Origin of the sequence: Marinobacter arenosus, assembly GCF_019264345.1 — a bacterium.
GTDB classification, from domain to species: domain Bacteria; phylum Pseudomonadota; class Gammaproteobacteria; order Pseudomonadales; family Oleiphilaceae; genus Marinobacter; species Marinobacter arenosus.
Genome location: NZ_JAHVAO010000001.1, coordinates 760,115 through 783,406 on the forward strand (window position 1 = coordinate 760,115; position 23,292 = coordinate 783,406).

Sequence of the window (23,292 nt, forward strand, 5' to 3'; positions counted from 1 at the left end):
CACATATGGACATGCTTGGCGGACTGACGGCCTCCGAATTTCTGCGGGATTACTGGCAGAAGAAACCGCTGGTTATCCGCCAGGCCTTTCCGGACCTGGAATCCCCGGTCAGCCCGGAGGAGCTCGCCGGCCTCGCCTGCGAGGAAGCCGTCGAGTCCCGGATCGTCATCGAAAACGACGAAGGCAAACCCTGGCAGCTGCACAACGGCCCCTTCAGCCCGGAACGTTTCAGCCAGCTACCAGAGCATGACTGGACATTACTGGTTCAGGGCCTGGATCACTGGGTTCCGGAAGTCGCTGACTTGCTGGAGCATTTCCGCTTCGTCCCCAACTGGCGCCTCGATGACATCATGGCGAGTTTTGCGCCAAAGGGCGGCAGTGTCGGACCGCACTATGATCAGTACGATGTATTCCTGCTTCAGGCGCAGGGCCGTCGTCGCTGGACGTTTGGCGGCCACTGTGACCACACCTCGCCCCGGGTGGAGGGCACCCCGCTGCGAATCCTGAGCAGTTGGGATGGTGAAGAGACAGTCACCCTGGCCCCGGGGGACATGCTGTACCTGCCACCGGGAATTGGCCACCACGGGGTCGCCGAGAACGACTGCATCACGCTGTCCGTGGGATTCCGGGCCCCCACGATCGACGACGTCCTGACCGGGTTCACCGATTTTCTCTGTAGCCAATCCGATGCCAGCGATCACCTGAACGACCCGGATCTGCAGGTTCAGGACAATCCGGGAACCATTCAGCCAGCCGTGATCGACAAACTCGATGCCGTGCTGCGGGAAAAACTGGGCGATCGACGCCAGCTTTCCCTCTGGTTCGGCCAGTACGCCACCGCTCCCAAGAACATGGACATTGTGGTGCCGGCAGAGGAGCCAGCATCCGTTGAGGAGTTCGCTGCTGCCATCCATGCGGGCGAACAGCTTCGCTGGAACGAAGGCTCCCGCTTCGCCTATTACGATTTCGAGGACGAAACCGCGTTGTTCGTTGACGGTGAACAGTATCTCCTGAAAGGCGACGCCCGGCCCATGGCCGAACTCCTCTGCGCCGGCGCACGCATCGACTCAGAACGGCTTGCCCGATTTGCCGATGACGAGGCCCTGCTTGGGCTGCTCTGCACGTTGTATAATCAGGGTTCGGTCTACTTCGAATAGTTGGTCGCCATGAGAGTGAAATTCAGGAAGTACAGCTGGCAACTGGCTCCGGGTCATATCCGCGACATCCGACAGCGGGTTTTCGTTGAAGAACAGAACGTACCGCCCGAGCTGGAGTGGGATGACACCGACGAGATTGCCGACCATTACCTGGCGGTCCTGCCGGATAACACCCCCGTCGGCGTCGCCAGACTGTTCTCAACCCTCGGAGAGACCGGTCATATCGGTCGCATGGCGATTCTTCCGGGCTTCCGTGGACGGGGCATCGGTGAAGCTCTCCTGCATCACCTGATTTCCGAGGCCGCCGGTCATTTCGATGAGCTTCGGCTTTCAGCCCAGGAACATGCGATTTCTTTCTACCAGCGTTCTGGTTTCCATGTCTGCTCCAGTCCCTACGACGATGCCGGGATTCCCCACGTCGACATGCGCTGCCTGTCGCCTGAACTCGTGGCCTGCGAGATCGACCAGCGCACCGCGCCGATGATTCTTGGTGAAGATTCGGAAACCTGGCTGTTCTCCAACGAACACCACATGGTCAGCCTGATGGATTCAATGGTGGGTCAGGCGGGACAACGACTCTGGCTCTACGATCGTTTCCTGGATCACGATCTTTATGATCGGCATCGGTTCCGCGAATTGGTCTCCGCTCTGGCGAGAATGCACAGGCTAAGTGACATCAGGTTGCTGATCCACGACGACAAGCCCCTGGTCAAGCGCCGTCACCAACTGGTTGAGTTGATGCGCCGGTTGCCCAGCAGGATTGAACTTCGACTGGTAAACGACGATTACCCGGTTGACGACCAGCCGTTCCTCCTGGCTGACCGCTCCGGGGTGTTATACCGCCACGACTTTTACAAACCCGAGGGGTTTGCAAAGTTTTCTGATGGTGGTCGGGTAAAGCTGCTTGGGGAAAACTTCCAGCGCATGTGGGACACCGGCCGGAGCTCTCTGGAGCTGAGGGAACTACCGCTCTGAATGCTGCACCCGGGGCACTTCAGCGGATTCGAACTGGGCGCCGAACGGCGCAAACTCCCGGTCCACGTCTTCGGCAACCTCCGCAATCAGTTTGCGTAGCCACTGATGATCGCTGTTGTGCTGCAGCAACGGGCTCCAGGCCATTTTCAGTTCGAAAGGCGGAATTTCAAAAGGCGGTACCTTGACCACAAGGTCCGGGTTGTCCTTCTGCAGCCACGCCGCACGGGAAGGCAGGGTTGCGATCAGGTCGTGCTGTTCGGCCAGCAGCATGGCCACCTGGTAATGGCGGGTAAACACCGATATCTGGCGCTTTCGCCCCATCCGGGACAGGGCTTCATCTACCCAGCCAAGACGCTGGACATCTTTGGGATTCACGCCCACGCCGACACCAAAACCGGTTTTGCTGACCCAGATATGGCTCGCATCCAGGTAAGTGTCGAGAGTAAACGGCTCCTTCAGAATCGGATTCCGGGCGTTCATCAGGCAGGAGAAGTATTCGGTCCAGAGCGTTTTCTGATGGAAGGATTGCGGGATCTTGTCGAACCGGTTGATGGCCATGTCGAGCCGACCCTGCTCAACGTCGAGGAAGCTGACGTCACTGGGTGTCAGTACATCCAGGGTGACGTGCGGTGCCTCCTGGCGAATCCGTCGCAGAACCCTGGGCATCAGGCAGGACTCGGCATAATCACTGGCCATGATGCGGAACACCCGTTGGCTTTCGAGTGCGGAAAATGGCGTTTTTTCCTGCACCGCCTGCTCAATATCCGACAGTATACTCCGTACCAACGGCTGCAGTTCACGGCCGCGCTCGGTGGCCGTCATACCCTCGCTGGTGCGGACCAGCAAGGGGTCACCGAACAGATCCCGCAGGCGCCTGAGCCCGTTGCTCATGGCCGGCTGGGTTATACCAAGATGGTTTGCCGCCTTGGTGACGTTCCGTTCCCGCAGCAGGACATCAAGGTAAACCAGCAGATTCAGATCAACGCGGGAAATATCCATCGGTAACTCCGGAAGGCCAGGCAGATTTGCGGATAGGCGGATAGGCGGAAGACCACCCCATCATTCACCAGGGCAATATACACGAAACAGATGATTCACGAAATCAATACAGAGCGGCAACTTTCACATTTTGCAACGGTTTCAGTACCGTAATTCTGCTAGTCTTTCCTTGGGTTACTGAATACTATCGGTAGCTTGAGGCCGGCATTCGCACCTGCCATCCATTGATCCAGAAGCCGGAGTCATCGCTGACAAGATGGATACAACAACAATCGTAATAGTACTGGCTGCCCTCGTAACGATCTCCATCGCGATCATCGTTTTGAGCCAGATGCGTGAGAAAGCCCGAATAGAGCGCGCCCGAAAGGTGACGGCGCAGGAAGACGCCTACAATCGGGCCCAACGGTTACTGTCTGAGATTCCCGGCCAATACCTGACCACCGACCTCAAGCTGCTTCTCATCAAGCGCATGGAAGAAGCTTGCTCTGACCTGGTCGCCCTCAAAGCAAACCTTCCCGTCAAGAAGTGGCAGGACTCCACACTGCAGCTCAAGACCCAGATTCTCGAAAAGCAGGACTCCCGGGCACCGGTCAAGATTGACTCGCCGGAGAAATCCACTTACGTGAAGGAGTTGCTGCAAAATCTGTTCAAAATGATCGAAGGCATGCACAAGAGCGGCCGGATAGACGCCGGAAGTGCCAAGAAGAACCTGAAGTACGTGCTGTTCCTGGTTCACAAGACCCACGCGGACTTGCATGTTTTCCAGGCTCGGGACTATGTTCGTCAGAACCAGATTCGCAAGGCCATTCACGCCTATCACCTTGCCAGTACCGAGATGGGCAAATCTCGCGACAACCCACTGGCGATGAAAGCCGTCAAAAGCTTCCGAACCCGGATCAAGGAACTGGAAGCACTGAGCAATGAAGGCCGGGACACTGCAAGTGCCGAGTCCGCATCCAAGCTGGATCGTGAGTGGGATACCTTCCTGCATGACGACGAATGGAAGAAAAAGGCCGACTACGACGATTAACGGCAGTTGAACCGGGCAGCTCACACTGCCCCGTTAACAGGGACAGTAAACTCCAGTGATCAATGGTTTCAGAAAGCGACTCTCCTTCCGTCTGACCCGAGATACGGTTCTGGTCGCCATGGCGTTGGGGCTCGTACTGAACCTGATTCAGATCACCCTGGATTACTTTAACGCCCGGGCATCCATGGAGGAGGAAATTCACGCCCTGATTAATATCAGTGTGAGCCCGGCCTCCCAAATTGCCTACAACATTGATGTCCGGCTGGCCGAGGAACTGCTGGACGGTCTGCTTCGCCACCCGGCCACGATCGACGCCAGAATCATCGACAACGATGGCCAGACCATGGCCGCCGCAAGCCAGAGCAGCCCGGACTCGCCCTACCGCTGGGCCAGCGACTTGCTGTTCGATTCCAGCCGGGTTTTCAGCCAGGAGTTGCGAGTGCCGCAACTTGAGGACCTGCCACTGGGGCAACTGATCGTCACCATCGACACCTATCATTACGGCCTCCAGTTTCTCGAACGCGCCACTTACACGCTTATAAGCGGTCTGCTCAAGAGCCTGACCCTCACGGCGGCCCTGCTGGGTATTTTTTATCTGGTTCTGACACGGCCAATGCTGAACGTAATCAGCGCGTTGTCGCAGGTCAAGGCGAGTACCCCGGAGAAAGTCCGACTGCCGGTGCCGGCCAACCACCAGGACGACGAAATCGGCACCATGGTGGGCATTATCAACCAGCACCTCGAGACCATTGATTCCAGCCTTGCCCAGCTCCGGACCGCCGAAAGTGCCATGAAAAACTACTCATTCCAACTGGAACGGGAAGTGGAAGACCGGACGCGCGAGATCTCGGAGAAAAACGATGCGCTCCAGCGCGGTAACCGCGCGCTGATCAAGGCCAAGGAAGACGCAGTCCGTCGAGCCCGGGCCCGGGCCAACTTTCTCGCCAGCATGAGCCATGAGATCCGCACCCCCCTTAACGGGGTGCTGGGCATGCTGGGCCTCGCTCTTGAAGGGGAACTGGACTCGACCCAACGCAATCGGCTGGAGATCGCCTTCAACGCGGGGGAAAGCCTGCTTGGCCTGCTCAACGATATCCTCGATATCTCGAAAGTCGAAGCCGGCAAACTCAGCCTGGAGAACATACCCTTCAGCATGCGTAACCTGATCGAAGAGTCCGCCACCCTGCATGCGCAACAGGCCCGCCGCAAACGGATTGATCTGGTCAGCGAGGTAGATCCCGCCCTCCCCGAGAGCTTTCTGGGTGACCCGACCCGGGCCCGCCAGATACTCAACAACCTCCTCAGCAACGCCATCAAGTTCACCGACGAGGGCTCGGTGTATGTCAAGGCGGCCTACTCGGCCGGAAGCCTCAGACTGGATGTCATCGACACCGGCATTGGCATGTCCTCTGAGGGACTGCACCGGATATTTTCACCGTTCTCCCAGGCGGATGCTGACACCACCCGACTGTACGGAGGCACGGGCCTGGGCCTGACCCTCTGCCGGCAATTGGTGGAGCGAATGCACGGTCAGATTCTGGTGGACTCCAGAGAGGGCCGTGGCACTCACTTTACGGTCACGCTCCCGCTGCCAATGCATGAGGACAGCAGCCCCGACGGGTTACCGCAGGTCGCTGCCAAACTTCGTGAGATTGGTGTAGCTCTGGCCATACCCGCTGACAACCCGCACCGCCGGCCGATCGAACGGCAACTCAGCGCCTGGCAGATTCCGGCGTGGGATATCAGTCAGCACCACAAGGGTATCCTGATCGTGCTGGCCGAGGATACCGACAGAGTTGCCCCGACCTGGCAGGGAGAGGGTGTGATTCTCGCCGACCGATCCGGCTCGGCGGTTCGCGGCAAACCCGAGGACCAGATCCTGTCCCTGCCGGTTCGCCGGGACGAGCTTTACCGCTGTCTGTGCCGGGCTGTCGGAATTCTCCGCAACGAGACGGCATTCCAACCCGCCCCGGTGGCCCGTAAAGAGGAGGACAGCAGACCACTCAAGATCCTGCTGGTCGAAGACAACCAGGTGAACCAGATGGTGGCCAGCAGCCTGCTCAAGAAACTTGGGCATCAGGTGGAACACGTTGAAAACGGCCAACAGGCTCTGGATGCCCTGCACGCGCGGAATTATGACCTGGTGCTGATGGACTGCCAGATGCCCGTGATGGATGGCTACGAGGCCACTCGTAAAATCCGGAAGAATCCGGAATGGAAAGACCTGTCAATCATCGCCGTGACCGCCAATGTCATGCAAGGAGACCGAGAGGACTGCATAGCCGCGGGCATGAACGATTACGTCACCAAACCATACAACCGGGAGGAATTGCGGGCGGCAATCAGTCGCTGGGCCCCCCCTCCCCCTCAAGAGCCGTAAGCACCGCTTTCAATTCCTGCCGCAATGCTTTCAGTCGCTCTGGCTCAACACCGACCGAACACAGCAGGCGTTCGGGAATCGTTCCCGCTTTCTCCCGCAACGCCCAACCGGCGTCGGTCAGCGTCAGTGTGACCACCCGCTCATCCTCGGCACTCCGTCGACGCTCCAGCAGCCCCCGGTCGGCCAACCTTTTCAACAGGGGCGTCAGGGTTCCCGAGTCCAATCTAAGCCGGCGGCCGAGATCGGATACCCGGGTAACGCCCCCGCCCTCCTTCTGCTCCCACAACACCAGCATGGTGAGGTATTGCGGGTAGGTGAGATCCAGATCCGCCAGCAGCGGGCGGTAACGGGCAGTCACCGCCCGGTTGGCGGCATAGAGCGCAAAGCAGATCTGGTTTTCCAGAGACAGTGTCCCGTCGGGTATTCCCATGGCTACAGAAGCTTCTCGATGTCTTTGCGGATATCCTGGGGCTTGGCCGTCGGCGGATAGCGTCGAATCACTTGCCCGTCCTTGCCCACCAGGAACTTGGTGAAGTTCCACTTTACCTTTTCAGAACCCATCAGGCCCTTGGCCTCACGCTTCAGAAACTGGTAAAGCGGATGGGCGCCCGAGCCGTTCACTTCTATCTTCGAGAACATCGGGAAGTCTACGCCGTAATTGAGGCTGCAGAATTCACTGATGGCATCGTCGTTGCCCGGATCCTGATTCATGAACTGATTGCAAGGGAACCCGAGCACCTCAAGGCCACTTTCTCCCAGCTCCTTGTGCAGGGTCTGCAGACCCTCGAATTGGGGAGTAAAGCCGCACTTACTGGCGGTATTCACAATCAGAAGCACCTTGCCACGGTAATCAGCCAGGCTTTTCTCGTTTCCCTTGATGTCGGTGACAGTGAAGTCGTAAACGCTCGATTCAGACACACAGGCCTCCTTGGGCTTGTTTATTTATATTTTCCGAAATTCAATTGTGCACAATGCTAAATGGAAAACCAAGGCTTTCCGGGCCTGAATGGTCATCCGCTCAAACAGGACTCCAGCTTTAACCGCCAAATCTGCCCGACCACGCCACAATTCATCATAATTCCCCTGTTGCCGCCGCCCCTCGCTCCGCTAGAATAAAGGCCTGTTACACAACAGTTTTATTTTCCGAATTCAGACCAAGGAAACCCGGGCCTTATGCAGAACTACTACAAATCCGCCAAGCTGGATAACGTGTGCTATGAGATACGTGGCGTAGTTCTGCGGGAAGCGCGTCGACTGGAAGAGGAAGGCCACCGGGTCCTGAAACTGAACATTGGAAATCCCGCCGCCTTTGAACTGGATGTGCCGGAGGAAATTCAGCAGGACGTCATTTACAACATGCATCTGGCCCAGGGGTACGTCGAGTCCAAGGGACTCTTTTCGGCCCGGAAAGCCGTTATGCATTACTGTCAGCAACGTGGCATTGATAAAGTCGACATCGACGATATTTTTCTGGGCAATGGCGTCAGCGAACTGATTGTCATGTCGATGCAGGCGATGCTGAACACCGGTGACGAGGTCCTCATCCCGGCGCCCGACTACCCGCTCTGGACCGCTGCGGTCACCCTTTCCAGCGGTAAGCCCGTGCACTACCGTTGTGATGAGCAGCAGAACTGGTTTCCAGATATCGACGATATCCGGAAAAAAATCACCCGCCGCACCCGGGCGATTGTTCTGATCAACCCCAACAACCCGACGGGCGCGGTATACTCGACGGAACTCCTCGAGCAGGTCATCGAACTGGCTCGCCAGCACAACCTGATCGTGCTCTCGGACGAAATCTACGACAAGATTCTCTACGATGGCACTGAGCATGTCTCTACCGCTTCCCTCGCAGACGATGTGCTCTTCTTCACCTATAACGGGCTGTCCAAGAACTACCGGGCCGCGGGCTATCGGTCTGGCTGGATGATCATCAGTGGCGCCAAGCACCGGGCTAACGATCTCATCGAGGGGATCGAAATGCTGTCCAACATGCGCCTGTGTGCCAACGTGCCTGCCCAATTGGCGATCCAGACCGCGCTGGGTGGCTACCAGTCCATCAACGACCTTGTCGCGCCAGACGGGCGCCTGTACGAACAACGCGAGACCGCCTGGCGAATGTTGAACGATATTCCCGGCGTCAGCTGTGTGAAACCCCAGGGAGCGCTTTACCTGTTTCCGAAGCTGGACCCGAAGTACTTCCCGATCGTCAATGATGAAAAACTGGTACTGGACCTGCTGCTTCAGGAGAAAATCCTCCTGGTGCAGGGTTCCGCCTTCAACATCGATGACAAACAGCACCTGCGTGTGGTTTTCCTGCCGAGGGAAGATACCCTTGAAGACGCCATGTCGCGGCTAGGTCGTTTTCTTGGCAACTACCAGCAGTAACGGAGTATCCATGGCTGACATTCACGTAGAGGAGTTCTACAAGGACGTTGCGATTGCACTTGTCCAGCTCTACGGCGTCTTTCCTCGTCGCGTAAACCTCTTTGTGGAGGACATCGCCGGCCCGGACGAGCCGGATGAATTCGGACTTCACAGCAAGCGTCACATGGCCTGCTTCGGAGCCCTGCTCTGGCTGGAGGAAGAAGGCCTGCTGCGATACGTGGATACCATCCGCCAGGAAGCGCTGGATCAGGCGGTTCTGACCCACGCCGCTTTCGTTCGCCTGAGCGCTCCGGCGCCGTCTGCACTCAGTGAAGCCCTGGCCCAAAGCAAGGCCCCGGCCGATGACAACTTACCTCCATCCGTTCAGGAGGACCTTTCGACCCACATCCACCTGATCCGGAAAGCGCTGAAAAGCGGCCATTCCGGGCGCATCAGCCAGGTTGTCCAGGCGACATTCTTCGCCGATCGCAAACATTAAATCGGCGCAAGGACGTTGAACCCCAGAACCACGACCACATATTCCGGTCTTAGGCACAGCTTTACGTGTTTGACTCATTAATCAGGGAACTAACATGCGGATTCTGTTGTTTCTCGCCACAAACCTTGCAGTCATCCTGGTAGCGAGTTTCACGCTGAGACTACTGGGCGTGGACAGCTACCTGTCACAAAACGGCATTCAGTATGGCTCACTGCTGGCATTTGCCGCAGTGTTCGGATTCGCCGGGGCGATTATTTCACTGCTGATATCCAAGCCGATGGCGAAGTGGAGCACCCGGGCGAGGGTCATCGACTCCCCCCGCACTCCCGCCGAACGCTGGCTTATGGACACCGTGGCAGTTCTTGCCAAGAACGCCGGTATCGGCATGCCCGAGGTTGCGATATTCCCTGCATCCCAGTCCAACGCCTTTGCCACCGGCTGGAACAAAAATGATGCGCTGGTCGCGGTCAGTGAAGGTCTCCTGCACCGTTTCGACAAGGATGAAATCCGGGCCGTGCTTGGCCATGAGATTGGCCACGTTGCCAACGGTGACATGGTGACACTGGCGCTGATCCAGGGCGTCGTCAACACATTTGTGATCTTCGCCTCCCGGGTGATTGGCTCCTTTGTTGACCGCGTTATCTTCAAGAATGAGAGCGGGCACGGTATCGGTTTCTTCGTGGTCAGTATTGCGGCAGAAATCGTGCTCGGCATCCTTGCCAGCACCATCGTGTTCTGGTTCTCCCGTCGCCGGGAGTTCCGGGCGGATATCGCCGGCGCGCAGTTGGCGGGCCGATCTGCCATGATCAGTGCACTGGCGAGACTGAAACAGGAGAGCGAAATTCCGGATCAGATGCCCGACACGTTACAGGCATTTGGTATCAATCGGGGAGCTCGTCGCGGCCTCAGCGCCATGTTCATGACCCACCCGCCGCTGGAAGACCGGATTGAGGCCCTGAAACAGGCCACACTCTAAAACAAAAAACCGGGGCAAAAACCCCGGTTTTTTTCTATGCCCAGATCCTCGATCAGATCTTCAGCTTGAATCCGATTGCCCTGAAGCTGTCCTGCAGGGATTTGCTCGTGCCTTTCAACTGCACCTTCAGGCTGGAACATTCCCGGCGCACCGGGTAATCCCGCCTCAGCCGATCAAAGGCCGCAGCCCTCTCCTCGGCCGAGCCCCCCATGGCAAACCGCAACCGGGCATCATCCTGCCTCGGGTCATAACAGGCCCGAAGCGCAATCCTGATCGCATCGTCCTCATCTGCGGCACTGGTAAACGAAACCTTACTCAAGGCCGGTTCGGGCAGGAATTGCCCCGCCTTTTTGCGCACCGGCAGACCAAGGTAGCCGCTGAGTGCGCGATAAATCATTTCCGTGCCCTGGACCTTTCCCTCAAGGCTGTAGCCGGCAATATGAGGGGTCGCCAACCAGACCTGGTCAACCAGCTCCGGATCAATGCGAGGCTCCCGCTCCCAGACATCCAGAGCCACGACCGGTGCATTAGCCTGAGCCAAACGGGCGTGCAACGCTCCGGTATCGATGACTTCGCCACGGCCGGCATTAATCAGCAGCTGGTCCGAGGTCAGCGACGCCAACTGGCTTTCCCCGAGCATGTGATAGGTGGCATGTTGCTGATCCCGGGTCAGTGGCGTATGAAGCGTAATCACATCGCACTGCAGCGCTTCATCAAGGGATACGAATTCCTGGTCGCCGCCTTCCTCCCGTTCAGCTCTGGGCGGGTCGCACAACCGCACTTCGAATCCCAGTCGCTCAAGCTTGTGGGCAAGCTCGCCACCGACGTTTCCGACGCCAACAATCCCGACACTCAGACGCGTCCAGTCGGCCAGGGCGCGCCGCTCTGCGTGCAGGGACAGTACAGCCAGCACATACTCGGCGACGCTGTTCGCGTTACAACCCGGCGCAGCGGAAAAGCGGATGCCCTGCTGTTCCAGCCAGTCACGGTCAACGTGATCGGTACCAATGGTTGCCGTGCCCACAAACCGGACTCGGCTACCCTCAAGGAGTTCCGGGCCAACCCGGGTGACGGACCGAACCAGAAGCACATCGGCGTCCCTGACGTCGCTGGCCGTCATCGTCCGGCCCGATACCCGACGTATTTCCCCGAAATCTCCGAAGAAAGAGTCCAGTAACGGGATGTTTTCGTCTGCTACGATCAACATGATCCTTGTCCGGCCCTGTCAGTTCCTGCGTTGACGCTGATTGCGACCACCGGAGCCAGGGCGACCACCCTGGGGGCGGCGACCGCGCTTGCGGGTGATCGGCGGATTTTCCATTGCCACCGTCAACGCCTCGTCCGGCACCGCCGTTTTCAGTTTCTGGCTGATGTACGCCTCGATGGCCGGCAGTGCGAAGGAATCATCCTCCCCCGCAAAGCTGACCGACACCCCATGCTTGCCCGCCCGTCCGGTACGGCCGATGCGATGGACATAATCTTCTGCATTGTCGGGAAGATTGTAGTTGAAAACGTGGGTTACGCCGTTGACGTGAATACCACGACCTGCGACGTCAGTGGCGACCAGCACCTGGATGGAACCTTTCTTGAACTGTTCCAGCGTCTTCAGGCGTTTGTTCTGGGCGATCTCTCCGGACATCAGGGAAACCTTGACCCCCTGGTTACGCAAGTCCTCCTCGAGATCCCGACACTGGTCGCGGCGATTGGCGAAGACGATGGCCTTCTCCACTTCCGGACGTTTGAGGTAGTTCACCAGAACCGGCAATTTCTCATCATCGCCGACCAGATATACCGTCTGTTCGACCCGCTCCGCTGTCTTTTGCTCCGGCTCGATTTCCACGAACTCGGCATTCTTGGTCCACATGGACGCCAGGTTAAGCACATCCTGGTTGAATGTGGCACTGAACAGGAGGGTCTGACGTTCTTCCTTGGCTGTACATTTGCGGATGATTCGTTTCACATCGGGAATGAACCCCATGTCCAACATGCGATCCGCCTCATCCAGAATCAGAATATCCAGCTGATCGAGGAAGACATCCTGGGAACCCAGAAAATCAATGAGCCGTCCCGGCGTTGCCACCAGTATATCCACGATCTCGTTCTGCAACTGGTCCCGCTGCTTGTCGTAGTTCATGCCGCCAACGACGGTCACGACGTTGTGACCCGTGTGCTGGCAAAGCTGCTCGGCGTCTTTGGCAATCTGCATCGCCAGCTCCCGCGTGGGCGCGAGGGCCAGAACCCTGGGTTCAGAGGCAAACCGGTCCTTTTCCGGGATCGGGGTTTCCAGCAGGGACTGAATGGCGGTGATCAGGAACGCTGCGGTTTTACCGGTGCCCGTCTGGGCCTGGCCAATCAGGTCCTCACACGCCAATGTCCAGGGCAGGGTTTCCGCCTGAATCGGCGTGCAGTATTCAAATCCAATCGCCGTAATGGCATCCAGCAGACGTTTGTCCAGATTCAGGTCCTGGAATCGAAGGTCGCCAGTGTGCTTTGGGTCAGATGTCATACAGTCTCAATTTTCCTCGGGATGTTCAGTGCGGAACTCGCCGGAGCAATGCGTTGGGCATCCTCTTGCCAGGATTCGAACACGGTATCAGCGGTTCCATAAAAGGTTTTCAATGCATCAAAAAATTGTTCGGCCCGTCGCGGCATTCCGCTCGACAGATAATGCCGAGCCTGTATCCGGACTTTTTGTCTGAAGCCCGCCTCATCGGCAGCACCCACTCCGGAGAGGTTATCCACACTGATATGGAAGCGGGATCCGGCCGCCACGGAGAAAAGCCATTCCAGCGCCTGGGGCTTCACCTCCACCTGCTCAAACGCCCTTTGCTGCTCGGGCGTCCGACCATCCGGACAGTACCAGTAACCGTAATCATGCATTGTGCGACGGCGCTCACCGGCGATACACCAGTGGCTGATTTCATGCAAGGCACTGGCATAATAGCCGTGCGCAAAGACAACTTGCGCGACCCCATCCGGCTCATTGGCAGGTAGGTATTCGGGTTCATCACTGCCTTTGACCAAAATCGTCCGGTATTCTTCCCGGAACAAGTCATTAAACAGCATGATAAGATCATTTGGACTGTGATTCATTGGCTGGCTATTGTGCGACTTTACAGCGATCAATACCAGAGGGAACTTTGGGGTCCCGACTTTGTCCACTGGCTTCGAACGCCACGCGAAGAACACACCCCGTCGCGGGCGCACAGAACTCACTAATCACGAACTGCAAACAGGAACCAGATCAACCCATGACAGTATCCGCTGTGGTCCTTCAGAACTGTCGACGCGCCTTCGCCTTTACCCACCTGCTGACGCTTATCGGTCTTCTGCTGGTGACCGGAACAGCCTCAGCCCTGGGCACCAGTGGCAACTCCCTGTTTGGATCCGACAGCAACGACTTCCTGCCGGTTGATGAGGCGCTCCCGTTCAGTTACAGCACGGACAGCGACTCCGTGGTACTGTCCTGGAACATCACCCCGGGCCACTACCTGTACCGGGAACGGATCAGTGTTGCCTCAACCACCGAGGGTGTCGAGATCGGCGAACCCCGGTTCGCCCGGACCGGGAAGGTTGTGCAGGACGAATTCTTTGGCGAGGTAACCGTTTTCTACGATCCGGTCGAGGTTCGGGTTCCGGTTGCCCTGCCCGACGGCGTTCGGGAAGCCCAGCTGGAGGTAACCTACCAGGGCTGCGCTGAGGCAGGCCTGTGTTATCCACCGCAGACCCGCGATGTACTGTACTACCCCGGCGATGCCACGAGCCAGGGTCCTGCACCCGGCAGCACCAGTGAAAACGGCAGCTCGGTAGACACGTCGTCCGCTACCGGCCTCGCGGGTTTTCTTTCCCGGCAATCCTCGGTTGTAATTGTTGGCGTTTTTTTCCTCCTTGGGCTGGGACTGACCTTTACCCCCTGTGTACTTCCCATGGTGCCCATCATCTCGACCCTGGTGTCCAGCCATAACACTCGCACGTCCGGCCATGCACTGATGCTGTCCGTCAGCTACGTTCTGGGCATGGCACTCACGTATGCTGCGGCCGGAGTCGTGACCGGACTGCTGGGGGCAAGCTTCAATCTTCAGTCGCAGCTTCAGTCGCCCTGGGTGCTGGGGGTGTTTGCCACACTGTTCGTGGTGTTCGCACTCTCCATGTTCGATCTGTTCGAAATCCAGTTGCCACGATTCATCCGCGACCCGCTGAATGACGCCAGTCACCACCTGACCGGCAGCCGCGTATTGGGCATTTTCGGAATTGGCGCACTGTCGGCGCTCATTGTTTCACCGTGCGTTTCCGCACCTCTGGCGGGCAGCCTGCTCTACATTTCCACCACCCAGGACGCCCTGATCGGCGGTGTCGCCCTGTTCGCGCTCGGCCTCGGCATGGGGCTTCCGCTTATTCTGGTGGCGGTCGGCGGTCGCAGACTCTTGCCAACCAGCGGACACTGGATGACCACGGTAAAGCACTTCTATGGCGTGATGCTGCTGGCTGTCGCGATCTGGCTGGTTGAGCGACTGGTTCCGGCCTGGGTAGCACTGACACTCTGGGGCCTGCTCATTGCGATCACCGGGGTTCAGCTTGGCGCCTTCGATGCCGCCAAAGCCGGCTGGGCGCGAACCCGGAAGGGTCTGGGCCTGGTGCTTTTTGCCTATGGTCTGGCGTTACTTGCCGGTGCCATGGGTGGTGCCAACGATCCGCTGCGACCACTCACCCCCTTTACGGTGGCCTCGACGCCAACGCCCGGCCAAGCAAGCTCCGATCACGCCGGCTTCGATCGGGTCGCCGCACCGGCCCAGATTCGCGCCCGGCTGGATCAGGCGCGGACGCAAAATCGCCCGGTCGTGCTGGACTTCTATGCCGACTGGTGCATCTCATGCAAGGTCATGGAGCGCAACGTCTTCAGCGACCCGCAGGTCATCCAGGCGCTCGCGCCCTACACCCTGTTGCAGATTGATGTGACAGACAACACGCCGGCGCAGCAGGCGCTACTTGATGAGCTCGGGCTGTTCGGCCCTCCCGCCATCCTGTTCTACGGTCGGGATGGACAGGAAATGACGGGACAGCGCGTGTTGGGCGAAATGGACCGGGATGACTTCCTTCGCCACCTGAATGGGCTCGGAGCTGGGGCCTGATCCTGTCAGGCCTCTCCTCTCCGAATTAGGAACACGAACTCGTCACCCTGCTCCTCATCACGGACCAACTCGTGGCCGAGAAACTGGCAGAACCGGGGAATGTCTCGGGTGGTCGAGGGGTCGGTGGCCCGAACCCGAAGCACGCGTCCGGGCGCAACGTCATTGATGCGGTTGTGCAACATCATGACTGGCTCCGGGCAGAAAAGTCCCCGTGCATCCAGCTCTGCGTCGTACTCTGAAGCCGTCAAAACTTTCTCCTGCTTGATAACCTGATTTTTCCGGAAAACCTGCTAAATTATTGTTTATAACAGCTAAAAAATTGGAGGTAAGCCATGATTCGGGTGCTGATTGAACGCCACATCGCCGAAACCCTGGAAGACGCTTACGAGCAACGTGCCCGAAAAGTCCTGCAACAAGCGGTCAGTGCGCCAGGCTTTATTTCCGGCGAAACACTCGCCGACAGCCATGACCCCAACCACCGCATTACCCTCGCCAACTGGCGCTCCGAAGCCGACTGGGACCGTTGGTACCGCTCGCCCGAGCGCCGGGAACTCATGTCCGAGCTGGTTCCCATGATGGATCAGGACGAAACCATCACCGTCCTCGAACAGAGCGTTTTCTAACCCGTTCTCTCGATAAAACAGGTGATTTCCTCGCGATCATGGTAGAGGTGGCGGGCCTTCAAATTGAAGCCAACGCCCGCTTCTGCCAAACCTTTCTCAATGATATCACGGCAAATCAGCCATTCATCGTAGCGCTTCTTCATCGGTAATTTCAGATTGAATACCGTGTAACGGCAAAACCCGCCGGCAAGCCAGTCGACCGCCAGCCGTGCGGTTTTCCGAGGCTGGTCCACAATGTCACAGACCATCCAGTCTATTGCCCGCCTGGGTCGCCAGCTGTACCCGTCAGCCTCAACGTGATCGACGTGACCGGATGCCATCAGTTCGGGATTCATCGGCCCGTTATCAATCGCCGACACCAGCATTCCCTGGCGCACCAATTGCCAGGTCCAGCCACCGGGTGCGGCCCCGAGATCCGCAGCCTTCTTGCCGCCGCCCAGATACTCCAGTTCCCGTTCCGGTGGCAGAAAAATTTTCCACGCCTCCTCCAGCTTCAGGGCAGATCGGCTCGGCGCCGATGCCGGCAAACGCAGCCGGGGAATGCCACCGACGTACCGGGCCCTGTTTTCTTCCAGGCTGAAACCAATGACCGCCTCGGAAAAGTCAGGCAACAGAACCTCAAGCCGGGCCGGAGCGGGGGCATTCTGATCGGCCTTCAGGAGGCCCGCCCCCCGTAATCCACGTGATAGCGGAGACACCCACTTACGGGCAAAGTTGCCCAGATCGCTGTCGGCGTTGTTTTCAGGCAGCCTGACCTCGAGGCGTGCACACCCGGGGTAGCCCCGTTCCAGATTCCTGAGCCCGTCAATGACAGCCCCCACTCGATCGTGTTCCGGCAACGAGAAACGACCGAGGACGACGAACCAGTCCCGGACGAACACGAGGTCCGCCAGCGCCAGTCGCGACAGGAGATCCTCCGCCGCTTCCGACCCTCCCAGCGAATACCAGACCATGCCAGCGCCTTTGGTGGGCTCAAAGAAACCGAACAAACCGCGCTCGGCGGCCTGATCGGTCAGTTCACGACCCGCCTCGGCTTCGAAGCCGGGTCGACAGAATGCAAGAACCTGTTCCATTGGATACCTGTTGTCAGAGGCCTCTCAAGGCAACCCTGTAAATTTGAAACTGTTTAACATCAAAGATTGTGTGCTTTGGCTACACTCTCTGATCTACTGCTTGCGGGAATCCCCAGATGTCGCCTGTTCTGCGCCTGTTCGCCATCCTGAGTCTTAGCCTGCTACCGGCTCTAGCGTTACCCGATGCCCAGTCATCCGGGACCGGGTGTCCGACTCTTGACGCCACAAACGCGGAATCCCGGCGGTCGCTGATGCACTTCATCTGTTTTTACAGCGCTGCGCCCGGCGATCCGGCGCACGATGCACGCTCGCCCGACGGCTTGCCGGAGGACCTGGACTGGACCCCCGCAAACGGCCACGACCTGGTATTCAGCCACACCAAATCCGTTTACTGGGTGCACCTCAACGTCAAGAACACCGGGCATCGCCAGGCACTCTGGTACCTGAAACTCAACTATCCGCTGCTCGACGAGGTAACGTTCTGGCAGTCAGGTGATGGCCCATACAACCACCTGGCCACGGGAGACCAGCGACCTTTCGACGCAAGAGGCATAGACTACCGGTATTTCCTCCTCCCAGTCACCTTGGCCGAGGGCGAAACCCGATCAATCACTCTGCGCGTACAGAGTAGCGGCGCACTCAATGTGCCCCTGACGTTCGAAACTCCGGAACAGGTGATCGCCCTGAGCAATCACCTGACTCTGACCCATGGGCTTTTCTACGGTGCCCTCCTGGTTTTCGCGGTGTTCAATCTGCTGCTGTTTTTCAGTTCGGGCACCGTGTATTACTTCTACAACGCCTTCTATATGGCCGCCATGGGACTTTTCATGTTTGCCATGGGTGGCTTCGCCAACCAGTATTTCTGGCCCGACAGCACCGGCTTCGCCAATACCTCCATTCCCCTCAGCCTGGTCCTCTGCGCCCTGTCGATGACATTGTTCGGCCGCTCCTTCCTCGACGTCGAACAGAAAACCATTGCTGGAACCGCGATGACCGGCCTGGCCTGGTTCTGTGTCGGCTTTCTCGCCCTGACCCTGTTGCTGCCCTACAGCAAGACAATCTTGCTCAACACAGTCCTGGCGCTTACGGTCATCTGCAGCCTGTTTGTCATTGCCGTGGTTCGTTGGCGTCACGGCTATCAGCCGGCGATGTGGTACGTGCTCGCGTGGCTGGTCATGCTGGTAGGTGGGCTGATCTACGCCTTGGCCGCGTTCGGCTATCTCGCGGATTTTCTCGCTCGTGAGGCACTGATGCAGGTGGCCGTGGGCGGCCAGGTGGTCTTGCTCAACTACGCCATGGTCCAGCGCTGGCGACTGCTCAATGAAAAACTGCTGGCGGTGGAGCACAACGCCAGAACGGAATTGGAGTTCAAGGTTCACGAGCGCACGGCCCAACTGCGAAACACCATGCGGGAACTGGAGAAAGCCAACCGGCAACTGGCGACGCTAAGCCTGAACGACTCACTGACCGGCCTTCACAACCGTCGACACATGGACAACATCCTGCCGGAACTCTGTGCCGAGGCCCGGCGAACCGGACAGCCACTGACGCTCGCCCTCGTCGACGCGGATCACTTCAAAACGATCAACGACACCTGGGGTCACGGCTTTGGCGACACATTCCTGCAACTGATCGCCGACATTCTGACCCGGCACGTGAAACGCCCCCGGGATGTCGCCGTGCGTTTCGGCGGAGAGGAATTTGCCCTGCTGCTTCCGGGCACCGATATGGGTGGCGCATTAAAGGTATGCGAAGCCATCCTTGAGGATATCGAAAGCTCCTCGCTGACCAGCCCGGACGGGCGCGCCGCCCGGATTACTCTGAGCGCCGGCATTGCAACTCTGGCTCATGGCGAAGACAGGACAAGCCTGTTTGACCGGGCCGACGAAGCCCTTTACCAGGCCAAGAGCAAAGGCCGTAACCGGGTGATCGTGTCCAATCAGGCGTTGGCGGACAAAGCCTGAGGCTTGACAGACTCCCTGATGAACGCCCGCGCCTGCTGTGCCGCCTCCGCAATCAGGGCTTGCTGACTGCTATTCTGACGGGCCAAAGGCTGAAAATCGTGATTACCGCCATCCGACCAGTGAAGATGCACCCCAGCCAACTCCGACGCCCGCGCCTCGACCTCGTCCTGTCTTCCAAACGGATCCCGGGTCCCCTGCACAATAAGCATCGGGCAGCGTAAGGAGCCAAAGTGTCCGGTTCGCCATTTATCCGGCTTGCCTGGGGCGTGGAAGGGATAGCCGAACCCCACCACGCCGTCGATATCGGCGCGTTCGCTGGCGAAGAGGCTGGCCATGCGTCCGCCCATGGATTTCCCGCCGACCACCAGCAGGCAGTCGTTACCCACATCCCGACGGACCTGGTTGACCACGTCGGCAAAACACTCGAGCAGCCGCGGCTGACGATCGGGCGGTCGCTTCCTGCCGTCCTCGCGCCGCTTTTGCATGTAGGGAAACTCGAACCGCACGTTCGGTACGCCATTTGCGTCGAGCTCATCGGCCAGAGCGTTCATAAACGCTGAATCCGCAGGCGCACCGGCACCGTGCGCAAGTATCATTACCACGTCCGGCCCCTTCTCATAGCTTTTCGTCTTAATCAATTCCACTTCATTCACCTAAGGTTATTTAGGGACTATCATTAGACGTCAGGCATCGGCATATGCCCACACCCAAAACGTCGCTTTTAGTGGCCGGTGCAAGGATGCCATGTTGCTGATTTCGGCGCATTTGACAGCTTTCCGGAGTTGACCTGAGTCATTGCAAAGCGCTAATGCTTTCTCCATACTTGCGCCCGCATAATTTCTCACTCTAAACCCATTGGTAAGGCTATGAGCACAGTAAATGCAAACCTGACTTACAACTACAAGGTGGTAAGACAATTTGCCATCATGACGTTGGTCTGGGGCATTGTTGGCATGGGTATGGGCGTATTGATCGCGTCCCAGCTTGTGTGGCCAGCGATGAACCTGGATTTGCCCTGGACGCACTTCGGTCGTTTACGGCCGCTGCATACCAACGCCGTCATCTTCGGCTTTGGTGGAAGCGCCCTGTTCGCCACCTGTTATTACGTCGTTCAACGTACCTGTCAGGCTCGCCTGATCTCGGACGGCCTCGCTGCGTTCACCTTCTGGGGTTGGCAAGCGATCATTGTGGCCGCCGCCATCACCTTACCCATGGGTCTTACCTCGTCCAAAGAGTACGCCGAACTTGAATGGCCGATTGACATCGCCATTGCCGTGGTCTGGGTCGCCTTCGCACTGGTGTTCTTCGGCACCATCATGAAGCGCAGCACGCCCCACATCTACGTTGCCAACTGGTTCTACGGCGCCTTCATCATTACCGTGGCGTTCCTTCATATCGGCAACAACCTGGCGCTCCCTGCCAGCGCGTTCAAATCCTACTCCGCCTACGCGGGCGTGACCGACGCCATGATGCAGTGGTGGTGGGGTCACAACGCGGTCGGTTTCTTCCTGACCGCCGGCTTCCTCGGCATGATGTACTATTTCGTGCCCAAGCAGGCCAACCGTCCGGTTTACTCCTACCGTCTGTCCATTGTCCATTTCTGGGCGTTGATCGCGACTTACGTCTGGGCCGGTGGGCACCACCTGCACTACTCCGCGCTGCCTGACTGGGCGCAGACCGCAGGCATGGTCATGTCCCTGATCCTCCTTGCGCCCTCCTGGGGCGGCATGATCAACGGGATGATGACGCTGTCCGGTGCCTGGCACAAACTGCGCACCGACCCGATCCTGCGCTTTTTGGTCGTTTCCCTGTCGTTCTACGGCATGTCAACGTTCGAAGGCCCGATGATGGCCATCAAGACGGTCAACGCCCTGTCTCACAACACTGACTGGACCATCGGCCACGTTCACTCCGGTGCTCTGGGCTGGGTTGCCATGATCAGTATTGGCGCGGTCTATCACCTCATCCCCAAACTCTGGGGTCTCCAGGCCATGTACAGCACCAGCCTGATCAACGTGCACTTCTGGCTGGCAACCGTCGGTACCGTCCTGTACATCGTTGCGATGTGGGTAAACGGCATCATGCAGGGCCTCATGTGGCGCGCGGTTAACGCCGACGGCACGCTGACCTACAGCTTTGTTGAATCGCTGGAAGCATCCTACCCGGGGTATTTCGTCCGCTTCCTCGGCGGCGTCATCTTCCTGAGTGGCATGCTCGTCATGGCTTACAACGTGTACATGACTATTCGCCAGAAAGAAGCCGTTGCGGATGAAAGCGCAGCAGCCCAGACGGCGTAAACGGAGAGAGGTCAGATGAACCACGATATTGTTGAAAAGAATATTGGTCTGATGATCGTACTGATCATCCTGACCATCAGCGGCGGCTTTCTCGTTGAAATCGTGCCGTTGTTCTTCCTGAAAGAGACAAACGAGCCAGTTGAGGGCCTGGAACCCTATACCGCCCTCGAACTGGAAGGCCGGGATATCTATATCCGCGAAGGCTGCCACGTCTGCCACACCCAGCAGATCCGTCCGTTCCGGGCTGAAACCGAGCGCTATGGCCACTACTCCGTCGCCGGTGAGTTTGTCTACGATCGGCCGTTCCTGTGGGGCTCCAAGCGTACTGGCCCGGATCTGGCCCGTGTCGGCGGCCGCTACTCGGACGCCTGGCAGCGCCAGCATCTGTACGATCCGCGCAGTGTGGTTCCGGAATCCAACATGCCAGCGTTCCCCTGGCTGTTTGAGAACCGTGTAGACCACACAGCAACGGCGGCCAAGATGGAAACTCTGCAGTCACTGGGGGTGCCCTACAGCGATGAACAGATTGCCGAGGCGTCTGCTCAGGTCGAAGGCAAATTCGAAATCGAAGCTCTGGTCGCGTACCTGCAACAACTCGGTACCGTGATTTCAGAGAAACGGTGATCCCATGGATTTGAACGAGTTACGCGGCATTCAAACCCTTCTGGTCATGGCGGTTTTTTTCGGAATCGTCTGGTGGGCGTACAGCGCCCACCGCAAAAAGGCCAACGACGAGGCAGCGCATCTGCCCTTCGATGACGACGAAGTGGAAAAGCGTACTCTCGAACAGGAAAAAACGGAGAAGAAACAATGAGTACCTTTTGGAGCCTCTGGATCAGTGTGATCGTGCTCGGTACTATTTTCGGCTGTATGTGGCTTCTGTGGGCAACCCGTAAGAACCAGACCACCGATACCGAAACCGATCGCACCACCGGCCATTCCTTTGACGGCATTGAGGAGTACGACAATCCGCTGCCAAAGTGGTGGTTCTACCTTTTCATCGCCACCTGTATTTTCTCGCTGGGCTACCTGGTCCTGTACCCTGGACTGGGTAGCTTCCAGGGCGTCCTGGGCTGGACGTCAGCCAACCAATGGGAGGCTGAAGTTGCCGAAGCAGAAGAAAAATACGGCGAAATCTATGCCCAGTATGGCAGTACACCGGTCGTCGAGTTGGCATCCAACGAAGACGCCCTGAAGATCGGCCAGCGTCTGTTTGCCAACAACTGCGCCGTCTGCCATGGCTCAGCGGCCCGGGGCCAGGTCGGCTTCCCGAACCTGACCGACGACGACTGGCTGTACGGCGGTTCGCCGGACGCCATCCTCGAGACCCTGCACAACGGTCGCATGGGCAACATGCCGGCAAAAGGTGTCATGCCCAACATGACCAATGAGCAGGTCGACCAGGTGGTTAACTATGTGCTGAGCTTCAGTGGTCGCGAGAAAGACGCTGAAGCCGCAGAAGCCGGCAAGGCCGTGTTTGCCCAGGGCTGTGCCGCGTGTCATGGCCCTGACGGCAAGGGCATGGAATCTGTTGGTGCACCTAACCTGACGGACAACACCTGGCTGTATGGCTCCACTTATGAGTGGATCAAGGAAACCGTCATGAACGGTCGTCAGAACCAGATGCCCGCCCAAAGCGGCCGTCTGTCAGAAGATCAGATTCAGATTCTCGCAGCCTACGTATACAGCCTGTCGAACTGAGTCAGCAGGCCGGGGCTCATGCCCCGGCCTGGTCTTTTCCAGCCTGTGCCCTGCCCCGCCGGACACAGCCTGGAACAGATCAGCAGACCCTCCGGGCCGCCTTAGCGCTTTACCCTTTCATC

Annotated in this window: 23 protein-coding genes; 14 read left to right on the forward strand and 9 right to left on the reverse strand. The window is 58.3% G+C overall.

Annotated features, from left to right (window positions below; all coding sequences use genetic code 11):
• The first annotated feature begins 5 nt into the window (after nt 1-5).
• Nucleotides 6-1,157 (forward strand): cupin domain-containing protein, encoded by a 1,152-nt coding sequence (locus KXD86_RS03480; protein ID WP_218634688.1) that lies wholly within the window; start codon nt 6-8, stop codon nt 1,155-1,157.
• 9 nt (nt 1,158-1,166) lie between these two features.
• Nucleotides 1,167-2,132 (forward strand): GNAT family N-acetyltransferase, encoded by a 966-nt coding sequence (locus tag KXD86_RS03485; RefSeq protein ID WP_218634689.1) that lies wholly within the window; start codon nt 1,167-1,169, stop codon nt 2,130-2,132.
• On the opposite strand, the gene KXD86_RS03490 is transcribed toward KXD86_RS03485, so the two are convergent.
• A complete protein-coding gene (locus tag KXD86_RS03490) occupies nt 2,121-3,131 on the reverse strand; it encodes a LysR family transcriptional regulator (protein ID WP_218634690.1) in 1,011 nt (336 codons plus the stop codon). The two genes, KXD86_RS03485 and KXD86_RS03490, sit on opposite strands and share 12 nt — an antisense overlap.
• A 256-nt stretch (nt 3,132-3,387) precedes the next feature.
• Here KXD86_RS03490 and KXD86_RS03495 point away from each other — a divergent pair, with 256 nt between their 5' ends.
• Together KXD86_RS03495 and KXD86_RS03500 are read left to right on the forward strand one after the other, a co-directional pair.
• Entirely contained in the window at nt 3,388-4,161 is a 774-nt protein-coding gene (locus KXD86_RS03495; protein WP_218634691.1) for a hypothetical protein, read from the forward strand.
• Nucleotides 4,162-4,279: 118 nt separating this feature from the next.
• Nucleotides 4,280-6,541 (forward strand): hybrid sensor histidine kinase/response regulator, encoded by a 2,262-nt coding sequence (locus KXD86_RS03500; RefSeq protein ID WP_228739447.1) that lies wholly within the window; start codon nt 4,280-4,282, stop codon nt 6,539-6,541.
• Here KXD86_RS03500 and KXD86_RS03505 read toward each other — a convergent pair.
• Both KXD86_RS03505 and KXD86_RS03510 read right to left on the reverse strand, forming a co-directional pair.
• Nucleotides 6,504-6,971 carry a MarR family winged helix-turn-helix transcriptional regulator gene (locus tag KXD86_RS03505; RefSeq protein WP_218634693.1) on the reverse strand — a complete coding sequence of 156 codons (468 nt, stop codon included), beginning with the start codon at nt 6,969-6,971 and terminating at the stop codon, nt 6,504-6,506. The genes KXD86_RS03500 and KXD86_RS03505 overlap by 38 nt on opposite strands.
• 2 nt (nt 6,972-6,973) lie before the next feature.
• Nucleotides 6,974-7,459 carry a glutathione peroxidase gene (locus tag KXD86_RS03510; protein ID WP_218634694.1) on the reverse strand — a complete coding sequence of 162 codons (486 nt, stop codon included), beginning with the start codon at nt 7,457-7,459 and terminating at the stop codon, nt 6,974-6,976.
• A 255-nt stretch (nt 7,460-7,714) separates the two neighbouring features.
• Between KXD86_RS03510 and KXD86_RS03515 the strand changes: the two genes are divergently transcribed.
• From KXD86_RS03515 to htpX, 3 genes are all read left to right on the forward strand, one after another.
• Nucleotides 7,715-8,929, forward strand: a complete 1,215-nt coding sequence (locus tag KXD86_RS03515) for a pyridoxal phosphate-dependent aminotransferase (protein ID WP_218634695.1) — start codon at nt 7,715-7,717, stop codon at nt 8,927-8,929.
• A gap of 10 nt (nt 8,930-8,939) precedes the next feature.
• Nucleotides 8,940-9,407, forward strand: coding sequence for a hypothetical protein (locus KXD86_RS03520; protein WP_218634696.1), 468 nt, complete (start codon nt 8,940-8,942; stop codon nt 9,405-9,407).
• Nucleotides 9,408-9,501: 94 nt separating this feature from the next.
• Nucleotides 9,502-10,383 carry a protease HtpX gene (gene htpX, locus KXD86_RS03525; protein ID WP_218634697.1) on the forward strand — a complete coding sequence of 294 codons (882 nt, stop codon included), beginning with the start codon at nt 9,502-9,504 and terminating at the stop codon, nt 10,381-10,383.
• A 52-nt stretch (nt 10,384-10,435) separates the two neighbouring features.
• Here the strand turns inward: htpX and pdxB are convergent, their stop codons facing one another.
• From pdxB to KXD86_RS03540, 3 genes are read right to left on the reverse strand one after another with little or no spacing between them, the layout of a single operon-like run.
• A complete protein-coding gene (gene pdxB, locus KXD86_RS03530; protein WP_218634698.1) occupies nt 10,436-11,590 on the reverse strand; it encodes a 4-phosphoerythronate dehydrogenase PdxB in 1,155 nt (384 codons plus the stop codon).
• 18 nt (nt 11,591-11,608) lie between these two features.
• Nucleotides 11,609-12,889 (reverse strand): DEAD/DEAH box helicase, encoded by a 1,281-nt coding sequence (locus KXD86_RS03535; protein ID WP_218634699.1) that lies wholly within the window; start codon nt 12,887-12,889, stop codon nt 11,609-11,611.
• On the reverse strand, nt 12,886-13,476 hold the full coding sequence (locus KXD86_RS03540) for an elongation factor P hydroxylase (protein ID WP_218634700.1): 591 nt from the start codon (nt 13,474-13,476) through the stop codon (nt 12,886-12,888). The genes KXD86_RS03535 and KXD86_RS03540 overlap by 4 nt, the downstream gene beginning before the upstream one ends.
• 158 nt (nt 13,477-13,634) lie before the next feature.
• Here KXD86_RS03540 and KXD86_RS03545 point away from each other — a divergent pair, with 158 nt between their 5' ends.
• The gene (locus KXD86_RS03545; RefSeq protein WP_218634701.1) at nt 13,635-15,512 is read left to right on the forward strand and encodes a protein-disulfide reductase DsbD; all 1,878 of its coding nucleotides are present in this window, start codon (nt 13,635-13,637) and stop codon (nt 15,510-15,512) included.
• 5 nt (nt 15,513-15,517) lie between these two features.
• On the opposite strand, the gene tusA is transcribed toward KXD86_RS03545, so the two are convergent.
• Nucleotides 15,518-15,760, reverse strand: a complete 243-nt coding sequence (gene tusA, locus KXD86_RS03550; protein WP_218634702.1) for a sulfurtransferase TusA — start codon at nt 15,758-15,760, stop codon at nt 15,518-15,520.
• A gap of 84 nt (nt 15,761-15,844) precedes the next feature.
• Here tusA and KXD86_RS03555 point away from each other — a divergent pair, with 84 nt between their 5' ends.
• Nucleotides 15,845-16,135 (forward strand): antibiotic biosynthesis monooxygenase family protein, encoded by a 291-nt coding sequence (locus KXD86_RS03555; RefSeq protein WP_218634703.1) that lies wholly within the window; start codon nt 15,845-15,847, stop codon nt 16,133-16,135.
• Here KXD86_RS03555 and rlmM read toward each other — a convergent pair.
• Nucleotides 16,132-17,208: a 23S rRNA (cytidine(2498)-2'-O)-methyltransferase RlmM gene (rlmM, locus tag KXD86_RS03560; protein WP_218634704.1), complete on the reverse strand. Its 1,077-nt coding sequence runs from the start codon at nt 17,206-17,208 to the stop codon at nt 16,132-16,134. The genes KXD86_RS03555 and rlmM overlap by 4 nt on opposite strands.
• Before the next feature lie 116 nt (nt 17,209-17,324).
• On the opposite strand from rlmM, the gene KXD86_RS03565 reads away from it, so the two are divergent.
• The gene (locus tag KXD86_RS03565) at nt 17,325-19,172 is read left to right on the forward strand and encodes a sensor domain-containing diguanylate cyclase (RefSeq protein WP_218634705.1); all 1,848 of its coding nucleotides are present in this window, start codon (nt 17,325-17,327) and stop codon (nt 19,170-19,172) included.
• On the opposite strand, the gene KXD86_RS03570 is transcribed toward KXD86_RS03565, so the two are convergent.
• Complete coding sequence (locus KXD86_RS03570) at nt 19,148-19,816, reverse strand: alpha/beta family hydrolase (RefSeq protein WP_312846250.1); 669 nt, start codon at nt 19,814-19,816, stop codon at nt 19,148-19,150. The genes KXD86_RS03565 and KXD86_RS03570 overlap by 25 nt on opposite strands.
• Before the next feature lie 222 nt (nt 19,817-20,038).
• On the opposite strand from KXD86_RS03570, the gene ccoN reads away from it, so the two are divergent.
• The 4 genes from ccoN to ccoP are packed head-to-tail and all read left to right on the forward strand — an operon-like array spanning nt 20,039 to nt 23,170.
• Nucleotides 20,039-21,469: a cytochrome-c oxidase, cbb3-type subunit I gene (gene ccoN, locus KXD86_RS03575; RefSeq protein WP_218634706.1), complete on the forward strand. Its 1,431-nt coding sequence runs from the start codon at nt 20,039-20,041 to the stop codon at nt 21,467-21,469.
• A 15-nt stretch (nt 21,470-21,484) separates the two neighbouring features.
• On the forward strand, nt 21,485-22,093 hold the full coding sequence (gene ccoO / locus KXD86_RS03580; protein ID WP_218634707.1) for a cytochrome-c oxidase, cbb3-type subunit II: 609 nt from the start codon (nt 21,485-21,487) through the stop codon (nt 22,091-22,093).
• A 4-nt stretch (nt 22,094-22,097) separates the two neighbouring features.
• The gene (locus KXD86_RS03585) at nt 22,098-22,283 is read left to right on the forward strand and encodes a cbb3-type cytochrome oxidase subunit 3 (protein ID WP_218634708.1); all 186 of its coding nucleotides are present in this window, start codon (nt 22,098-22,100) and stop codon (nt 22,281-22,283) included.
• Nucleotides 22,280-23,170 carry a cytochrome-c oxidase, cbb3-type subunit III gene (gene ccoP / locus KXD86_RS03590; protein ID WP_218634709.1) on the forward strand — a complete coding sequence of 297 codons (891 nt, stop codon included), beginning with the start codon at nt 22,280-22,282 and terminating at the stop codon, nt 23,168-23,170. The genes KXD86_RS03585 and ccoP overlap by 4 nt, the downstream gene beginning before the upstream one ends.
• Nucleotides 23,171-23,292: the final 122 nt, after the last annotated feature.

Coding starts and splice junctions, on each gene's coding strand:
- KXD86_RS03480 (WP_218634688.1), top strand. CDS start 6: ATGGACATGCTTGGCGGACTGACGGCCTCCGAATTTCTGCGGGATTAC.
- KXD86_RS03485 (WP_218634689.1), top strand. CDS start 1,167: ATGAGAGTGAAATTCAGGAAGTACAGCTGGCAACTGGCTCCGGGTCAT.
- KXD86_RS03490 (WP_218634690.1), bottom strand. CDS start 3,131: ATGGATATTTCCCGCGTTGATCTGAATCTGCTGGTTTACCTTGATGTC.
- KXD86_RS03495 (WP_218634691.1), top strand. CDS start 3,388: ATGGATACAACAACAATCGTAATAGTACTGGCTGCCCTCGTAACGATC.
- KXD86_RS03500 (WP_228739447.1), top strand. CDS start 4,280: ATGGCGTTGGGGCTCGTACTGAACCTGATTCAGATCACCCTGGATTAC.
- KXD86_RS03505 (WP_218634693.1), bottom strand. CDS start 6,971: ATGGGAATACCCGACGGGACACTGTCTCTGGAAAACCAGATCTGCTTT.
- KXD86_RS03515 (WP_218634695.1), top strand. CDS start 7,715: ATGCAGAACTACTACAAATCCGCCAAGCTGGATAACGTGTGCTATGAG.
- KXD86_RS03520 (WP_218634696.1), top strand. CDS start 8,940: ATGGCTGACATTCACGTAGAGGAGTTCTACAAGGACGTTGCGATTGCA.
- htpX (WP_218634697.1), top strand. CDS start 9,502: ATGCGGATTCTGTTGTTTCTCGCCACAAACCTTGCAGTCATCCTGGTA.
- pdxB (WP_218634698.1), bottom strand. CDS start 11,590: ATGTTGATCGTAGCAGACGAAAACATCCCGTTACTGGACTCTTTCTTC.
- KXD86_RS03535 (WP_218634699.1), bottom strand. CDS start 12,889: ATGACATCTGACCCAAAGCACACTGGCGACCTTCGATTCCAGGACCTG.
- KXD86_RS03540 (WP_218634700.1), bottom strand. CDS start 13,476: ATGAATCACAGTCCAAATGATCTTATCATGCTGTTTAATGACTTGTTC.
- KXD86_RS03545 (WP_218634701.1), top strand. CDS start 13,635: ATGACAGTATCCGCTGTGGTCCTTCAGAACTGTCGACGCGCCTTCGCC.
- KXD86_RS03555 (WP_218634703.1), top strand. CDS start 15,845: ATGATTCGGGTGCTGATTGAACGCCACATCGCCGAAACCCTGGAAGAC.
- rlmM (WP_218634704.1), bottom strand. CDS start 17,208: ATGGAACAGGTTCTTGCATTCTGTCGACCCGGCTTCGAAGCCGAGGCG.
- KXD86_RS03565 (WP_218634705.1), top strand. CDS start 17,325: ATGTCGCCTGTTCTGCGCCTGTTCGCCATCCTGAGTCTTAGCCTGCTA.
- ccoN (WP_218634706.1), top strand. CDS start 20,039: ATGAGCACAGTAAATGCAAACCTGACTTACAACTACAAGGTGGTAAGA.
- ccoO (WP_218634707.1), top strand. CDS start 21,485: ATGAACCACGATATTGTTGAAAAGAATATTGGTCTGATGATCGTACTG.
- KXD86_RS03585 (WP_218634708.1), top strand. CDS start 22,098: ATGGATTTGAACGAGTTACGCGGCATTCAAACCCTTCTGGTCATGGCG.
- ccoP (WP_218634709.1), top strand. CDS start 22,280: ATGAGTACCTTTTGGAGCCTCTGGATCAGTGTGATCGTGCTCGGTACT.